The organism is Enterobacter cloacae complex sp. P13B (assembly GCF_014895915.1).
In the GTDB taxonomy this organism is placed as follows: Bacteria; Pseudomonadota; Gammaproteobacteria; order Enterobacterales; family Enterobacteriaceae; genus Enterobacter; species Enterobacter bugandensis.
Map to the genome: position 1 here is coordinate 1 of NZ_JADBQN010000085.1, position 7,607 is coordinate 7,607.

Sequence of the window (7,607 nt, forward strand, 5' to 3'; positions counted from 1 at the left end):
TCGCCGAAGCCGGGCAGCATCGACGTGTACGACTGGCCGGGGCGCTTTGTGGACAAAGGTCACGGGGAGTTCTATGCCCGTATCCGTCAGGAGCGCTGGCAGGTGGAGCATCAGCAGATTCAGGCCACCGCCACGGCGGCGGGGATTGCGCCCGGACACACCTTCACGTTAACCAACGCGCCGTTCTTCAGCGACAACGGGGAGTATCTGGTGACGGCGGCGGGCTACCACTTCGAGGAGAACCGCTACGCCAGCGGCGAGGGGGAGACCATACACCGTACCGATTTCATGGTCATTCCGTCGGCGGTGGTTTACCGCCCGGCGCAGAGCACGGCTTGGCCGCGCACCTACGGCCCGCAGACCGCGAAGGTGGTGGGGCCGAAGGGGGAGAGTATCTGGACGGATAAATATGGCCGGGTGAAGGTGAAGTTCCACTGGGACCGACTGGCGAAGGGCGATGACACCAGCTCCTGCTGGGTTCGCGTGTCGAGCGCGTGGGCAGGCCAGGGCTACGGCGGGGTGCAGATCCCGCGCGTCGGCGACGAGGTGGTGGTGGACTTTATCAACGGCGACCCGGACCGTCCGATTATTACCGGCCGCGTGTATAACGACGCGAGCATGCCACCGTGGGCGCTTCCGGCTGCGGCGACGCAGATGGGTTTTTATAGCCGCAGCAAAGATGGCCATAAAGACAATGCCAATATTCTCCGTTTTGAAGATAAAGCCGGGCACGAGCAGATCTGGATCCATGCAGAAAAAAATATGGATACGGATATTGAAAATTCTGAAACTCATGATGTCGGTGTCGATCGTAGAAAAACCATCGGACAGGATGAGAATATTACGATTAAGCGGAACCTGAAATCAGATGTAGGTAATAATGAAACGCATAATATTGGTAACAAGCACGTTATAAACGTTGGGAAAGATCAAACCGTCTTGACCATGGATAAAGAAGGTAACGCGCTGCTGGAATCTGTGACCACGATTAAACTCAAAGTTAAAGACAACTATATTCTGATCGCCCCGGATACCATTGAGATTCACGTAGGCCAAGGTAACCTCAAAGCAGAGGCTGTGGAACAAGCCATCTTCAAAGGTGATGAGCTTACAAGACTAGGTGATGGGATCAATACCGAGCTGAAAGCAAATGATACGGTGAGTATAACGGGAACTAACCTTACCGATATTAAGGGCGCGATTGTAAAAGTTAACAGTTAATCTGCGTACAGAGAACGCTATTATGGGAAAACCAGCCGCCAGAGCGCGCATTGATTCCAGCGCACATACTGGCCCAATTCAAAGCGGAAGTCCCAACGTAATTATTGGCGGATTTCCGGCAGCACGAAAAGGCGACCCGCTTTCATGCTCCCAACATGGTCAGGGAAGTATTCTCAGTGGTTCAACAACGGTATTTGTGAATGGTTTGCCTCTCGCCAGGGAAGGTGACAAGACGGGTTGCAATACCTCAGCGACCCCTGCGGTCGCATCCACTCAACCCGCACCTCCGCAATACTGGGGCGGAACGGCGGCGAAGGATGCGGGTAAAGATGGTGCTATACATGGTGATGTTTACGACGCCCGTGTGCTTGGCGCCTATGCAAGCCTTGAAGATAAATCCGGCTTTGGAAAACCCGATACGGCTTCAGCCGGATTCGCACTTGCCGATATCACGGTCGGGAATACAAAAAGTCAGGATAAATATAAAGGCGAGGTACGTACTAAAGTAGGGGTGGCGACTGCCAGCGGCACGTTAGTGACCGATCGAGCTGATTACGGGGCGATTAATCTCAATGCAAACGCCACCGCAATACAATATGGCGCCTCGGGAAGCATTGGAAAAGAAGGGCAACAATACGGCGGCGTCGGTGGGGATGTATACCTGGCAACCGCTGAAGCGAAGGCCGTCAGTGAACTATATGACGGAAATAAAGGGCGTTATGGTTTTAATGTTGAACTTGGCGCAGAAGCCGCGGCGGTCAAAGGAGAGGCGACGGCTAAAGCCGATTTTTATGGCGTAGTCGTTGCCGATGGCAAGCTTTCAGGGAGTGCAGGGAGCGCTGGCGCTTCTGCAGGCGTGGGAACCTGGATTGATAGCACTGATTATTCATTCAACCTTAAGGTGTCCGGTGAGCTTGCAGCGGCGCTCGGTCTGGGAGGGGATGCCAGTATCAAATTTGCTCTCAAACCGATTCTTGACTGGATTTATGACGATGATGAAAGTAAGCCGTCCCCAGCGGCGGGCAGTGGCGATGGTGTGATTAAGACTGGCTGTGTTACAGTCCTGATAGGAGATTAAAATGTGTAAATGGGGAACGTTGTGATGCATTGGTTTTTCTTTATAGTCTTTATGATTTGGACGCTAGCGCTTATCTGGAATGGAAAAGATTTATTTAACAAAAAGCAATGGCTCCTTGCGGGGTTAATGTTCGTTCTAGTGTTAGTGGCTACGGTCGTCATTGGCTTTACGTTGAAATGGCTTGCTCAGTCAATGTCATTATTTTCCGTCGCAACGGCCAAGCATTATTCGATCATCTTATCCATGTCTTTCTTGTGTGTTTGGGGATTAAAGATCACAGTAGTGCTGCTCTGCACGTTATTTTCCGGGATTATGGGGGGGCACAAAAGATACAACGCGGAAAATTATGAAAAATTATCGTCTATGACACGTGCCGTGGCGCCTGGCTTACTTATCTTTGCTAAAAGCTTAATTACCCTCGGAAGCTTCCTTATGTTTTCGGGTTTATGGCTTAAGTAAGCGCGACGAGTGAGGTTGCATTATGGTTGTTGAAAAACAATATTTTTTTCCTCTTGAGATGAAGGATCAGGAAAAAGAGATTCGGGAAAATTTCTGGAAATGTCTCTATACCTCTGCAGAAAAAGAGATGCTTCATTACTGGCTATTGTTACCCCAGAATGTTAAGCCAGCAGAGTTAAAGCCGATCACATTTCAGGAGGTTGGGCTGACGAATATCGGACGATACATCGCCGATGACACCGGCCCCTATATTGAAGTCTGGGCTGCATATGAACACTGTCAGTGGGAGATGAATGCGTCAGACTGGCTTATAAATAAGCTCGATTTAATGGGTGAGAAAGTACTGAGCCAAAGAATAATTACGCATCCTTCAGGAAGCGGGAAGTTTGCGGATATCCTGTCCATTAAAACGATGCCATCGGGTGATGAGGTCGTTTCACGGTATACGGTGCAGAAGGATTATAATCCTGTAAATGGTGGGGGAAATTACTTCCTTTTGAAAACGGCTTGTGCGTCGAAAGATTACAACACGATTGCCGATACTATTTTCCTGATTGCTATCAACTGGGATTTACTGCATCGCAGCAATTTGATGCTTTCAGAACTGTTGAAAACAGTCAGCCTTAGCAACAAAAATGACAGTGGATTTAAAATTCCGGATTCATGGCTGGTGAATACGCTGGATGATAATCGTTTGGTAATTGAACACACAATAGGTAACGTTAACCATGGAGTGATTAATTTCTGTCTTTTCCGTCAGGCTGATTATCCCGCTGCGCAGGCTATTTTCGATGAAGCAACTGCGCGCTTTAACCGCCACGATAGTGCGGTCTCTCTTACGACATCGGACATTGCCAGCATCCCAAATGATATCAATCCCTCGTTTACAGGCGATCTTTATAGCTGTACGGGAGAGGTAGTCAGTGCTGCTGAGAATATCAGGGCTTATTACGATATGCGTATCTTTAAAATGAATGATTTGTGGTGTTACGTTGAGGTGGTTGGGCCTCATCGTAATCATCAGGATTATTATTACGAAGCCAATAAACGATGCATGGAAATCATTCTTTCTACGTTTCGCATAGAAAAACGATGAGCTGACAAAGTTAATTCATGGCCATCTAAATAAAACCATAGAAATGTGGTTTTATTTTTTGTTTCACAGAAATAATATCATAACCGCCCTCGTTCTGAGGATTAGTTAACTTCAGGCACTGAGATCAGATCATCGTGGAAAAAAATCATGCTCAGCTGAACTATCGTTCAGCTCGCGGGAGTGGATATTCTGTTCTGAAAACTGACATCCCGCTATGTTAACGGCAAGATTATCCACGTGGCGAACGGTGCCGTTGAGAGAACGGGCATGCACTATGCTGTGTAACAGGTAGAAGTGGAGCATCCGCAGGTTCAGGCCACCGCCAGGACAGTATTTGAGGTGACTCATGAGTAAAGAAAATTACACCGCGCTGGATTATATCAATGATGCTATTGACGCAATTAATCATCGATTAGATGAAAATCCTACATTTTCTTTATATGTTATGGCGAAGAATCAGTTGGACTATATTAAGTCTATTCTAACGGGGTCTGAGAAAGATAAAAGTAAATTGCACAAATTAAATCTTGGAGTGCTTGCGTCAAAAGAGTTTGATACAACCGATGCAGAACTTGCTCAGCATTTGTCCAATGTTAATTATATGGCTTCGCAAATGGGAAAAGGATTGAAGTTTATTCTCCCTCATGAGCAAGACGTTGAGTATTTGAAAAGGCAAAAACGATATCGCAAGTGGTAAACAACGTTTGATTAAAGGGTGCGGGATGATAGATCTTTACAGCGAAGACTCAGTAATTAATCATTATGCCGATCGTTATCGTAACTACATGCCAGTTAATGTTCGTAAGGTAATAAGAAGCAGCATTGATGATTCAAATTCCTCTCATGTATGGGATGAAATATTACCTTTAATCACAAATGAAGATGTTTCACGCGATAAAGCACTTGGGGCCTTAGTGGGTTTGGCTGTTGGAGATGCAGTTGGCACTACTCTTGAATTTAAACGCAGAGACAGTGAACATGTAGCGGATATGATTGGTGGGGGACCTTTTCAATTAAAACCTGGTGAATGGACAGATGATACGTCCATGGCATTATGTCTGGCAGAGACTTATCTTTCAGAAAACAGAATGCACACCGATGTGCTTAGAAAATATCTCCTGAAATGGTATCTTGACGGAGAGAATAGTAGTAATGGTCGGTGCTTCGATATCGGGAATACGACGCGATTCGCACTTGAACAGTATATGCGTGTCGGACCTTCCTGGTATGGTAATACAGAGAAACACACTGCTGGTAATGCTGGGGTTATTCGTCAAGCACCGGTGTCTATCTTTCGTCGAAAATCGCTGCGTGCGATTTACTTCGAATCCCAGGCTCAGAGTCGAGCAACGCATGGCGCGGTAGAGTCAATTAACGCATGCCAATTTCTCGGATTGGTATTGCACTATTTAATTAACGGTTATCAAAAAGAAGAAGCTTTTTCCCCTCATGTTTTCCCACTGTGCGCGCGCGTAATGATCATAAATGCGGGTGAGTATAAGCAAAAAACTCGCGATCAGATTCGTTCAAGTGGTTATGTTATCGATACGCTTGAGGCCGCGATGTGGTCCGTATGGAATACTGACAACTTCCGGGATGCAATTCTGCTGGCCGCCAATCTTGCCGATGACGCTGACAGCGTTGCGGCGACGGCAGGACAATTAGCGGGAGCATTATATGGTTATTCCGGTATTCCGCAGGCTTGGAAAAACAAACTCGTACAACACGAACGGATAGCTACAATGGCGGGTAAATTATTCGATAGAGCACCTGAGGATAATTTCTTATAGTTAGAATTGCCAATGATAAACGGTGGAATCTAATGACTTCAATCTGGTGTGATGCTTTAATTTAACTAAATCCCATGCAAAGGATAAAATGACAATCTTTGGTTATGTTGAAAAAGCATTAATTTTAGCAAAAAAGAGATATGCTGAGGTCAAAAATCAGGATCCTCACTCTCCGCTTTTACAAATGTACGACTCTATTGTACAACAATTATTATTTCTTTGGGATTTAATTGAAGGCAAGGAAAAGGATAAAGCGAAATTATGGGAAATGACGTTCGGTATGTATGCAGTGAAGGAGTTCGATAACTCTGATGAGTTGTTTTTTGAAAGGTTGTCGGATGCCTGGTTTATTGTGGATCAAATCCGCCGAGGCTTAAAGGTTAGACTGCCGCATGAGGTTGATGCCAATTACAGAATGAAACAACATAATCTTAAAATGAAATATCCTGATGAATTCTAGGGGTTGATATTAAAAATATTTTATTATGGGTGAATGGTGATAGACTTACATGCTAATTTGAATGTATTGTTAAAATATGTAGATATATATCGTAAGTACTTACCTGTTAGCAGTCTTTCAGTCCAGCAGAAGATGCAGTATAAATATAATGATAAACTATTAGAATCATCTTTTGATTGCGATGTACAAAAACAATGGGACTTAACACCACAATGTAACATCTCACTCGCGGAATCACGGGATCGTGCTGTCGGTGCGCTTATTGGTCTTGCTGTTGGAGATGCCGTAGGTACAACGCTTGAATTTTTACCTCGTGACAAAGCACATGTCAAAGATATGATAGGTGGTGGGCCATTTCGACTCCGCGCAGGTGAATGGACGGATGATACATCCATGGCATTATGTCTTGCGGAAACGCTTCTTGAGAAAGGTGATGCTGATACTATATGCTTCAGGAATAAGCTTCTGGACTGGTATCAGCATGGTTATAACAGTTCAAATGGCATCTGTTTTGATATAGGTAATACAACTCGATTTGCTTTAGATCAATATTTAACTGTTGGTCCCGGGTGGAGCGGTAATACTGCGCCAGAAACTGCAGGTAATGCATCCATTATCAGACAAGCACCTGTCTCAATTTTTTTTAGAAAATCATTAAACAAATCGTTTTATGAAGCAAAAAAACAAAGTATCGCAACACACGGTGCCGCGGAAGCAATAAATAGCACTCAGTATTTAAGTTATTTGCTTGTGCATATGATTAATGGTAGCAATAAAGATTTTATTTTTTCTCCGCATGTCATGCTGCTTCAGCCACGTGTAATGATTATCAACGCGGGTGAATATAAGAAAAAAACTCGCGATCAGATTCGTTCAAGTGGTTATGTAATCGATACGCTTGAGGCCGCGATGTGGTCCGTATGGAATACTGATAATTTCCGGGATGCGATTCTGCTGGCTGCCAATCTTGCCGATGACGCTGACAGCGTTGCGGCAACGGCGGGACAAATAGCGGGAGCATTATATGGTTATTCCGCTATTCCGCAGGAGTGGAAAAATAAACTCGTACAACATGAACGTATCGCCAAAATGGCTGGTGAATTGTTCGATAGAGCCCCTGAAGACACTTTCTTGTAACTGTTTATCTCGATGAAAATTCAGGAAAAGTGGTTTTTTTGTGGCATGAGAAGTCAATCTTACAGCTACTCATTATCAAACCAGCAGCGTTTACGCTTTGCGTATTGAAATGAGTTAACTTCTGGCACTGAGATTAGTCCATAGTGGAATAATGATTATGCTCAACCGAATTACCGTTCAGCTCCCGGTGGAGGGGCTGCTTTTCTGGAAACTGACGGGCCGCGAGGCGATGTCCGAGTCGTTCGCGCTGGCGCTGACCGTGCTCGGCACGAACGCACGCATCGACCGCAGTAAGCTGCTGGGCCAGCCGGTCACGGTGACCATCCCGACGCAGAATCTGCTGACGTCCCGCTATATTAACGGAAA

8 protein-coding genes and 1 pseudogene are annotated in these 7,607 nt (G+C 45.6%); all 9 read left to right on the forward strand.

Going from position 1 to position 7,607, the window contains the following annotated elements; translation table 11 throughout:
- On the forward strand, nucleotides 1-1,221 hold a 1,221-nt coding region (locus IM273_RS21855), incomplete at its 5' end, for a type VI secretion system Vgr family protein (RefSeq protein WP_193055627.1).
- 22 nt (nucleotides 1,222-1,243) lie between these two features.
- Complete coding sequence (locus IM273_RS21860; RefSeq protein ID WP_024909805.1) at nucleotides 1,244-2,299, forward strand: PAAR domain-containing protein; 1,056 nt, start codon at nucleotides 1,244-1,246, stop codon at nucleotides 2,297-2,299.
- Between the two features lie 24 nt (nucleotides 2,300-2,323).
- Nucleotides 2,324-2,758 (forward strand): hypothetical protein, encoded by a 435-nt coding sequence (locus tag IM273_RS21865; protein WP_028013479.1) that lies wholly within the window; start codon nucleotides 2,324-2,326, stop codon nucleotides 2,756-2,758.
- Nucleotides 2,759-2,780: 22 nt separating this feature from the next.
- On the forward strand, nucleotides 2,781-3,854 hold the full coding sequence (locus IM273_RS21870) for a hypothetical protein (RefSeq protein WP_193051692.1): 1,074 nt from the start codon (nucleotides 2,781-2,783) through the stop codon (nucleotides 3,852-3,854).
- A 346-nt stretch (nucleotides 3,855-4,200) separates the two neighbouring features.
- Complete coding sequence (locus IM273_RS21875; RefSeq protein WP_049138786.1) at nucleotides 4,201-4,551, forward strand: immunity protein Tsi6 family protein; 351 nt, start codon at nucleotides 4,201-4,203, stop codon at nucleotides 4,549-4,551.
- Between the two features lie 25 nt (nucleotides 4,552-4,576).
- Nucleotides 4,577-5,644, forward strand: coding sequence for an ADP-ribosylarginine hydrolase Tri1 (gene tri1, locus IM273_RS21880; protein ID WP_063942330.1), 1,068 nt, complete (start codon nucleotides 4,577-4,579; stop codon nucleotides 5,642-5,644).
- An 88-nt stretch (nucleotides 5,645-5,732) separates the two neighbouring features.
- Nucleotides 5,733-6,104: an immunity protein Tsi6 family protein gene (locus tag IM273_RS21885; RefSeq protein ID WP_048958537.1), complete on the forward strand. Its 372-nt coding sequence runs from the start codon at nucleotides 5,733-5,735 to the stop codon at nucleotides 6,102-6,104.
- Nucleotides 6,105-6,140: 36 nt separating this feature from the next.
- Entirely contained in the window at nucleotides 6,141-7,241 is a 1,101-nt protein-coding gene (gene tri1, locus IM273_RS21890) for an ADP-ribosylarginine hydrolase Tri1 (RefSeq protein WP_370551855.1), read from the forward strand.
- 157 nt (nucleotides 7,242-7,398) lie between these two features.
- A pseudogene (locus IM273_RS21895) lies at nucleotides 7,399-7,607 on the forward strand (phage late control D family protein); the annotation flags it as partial.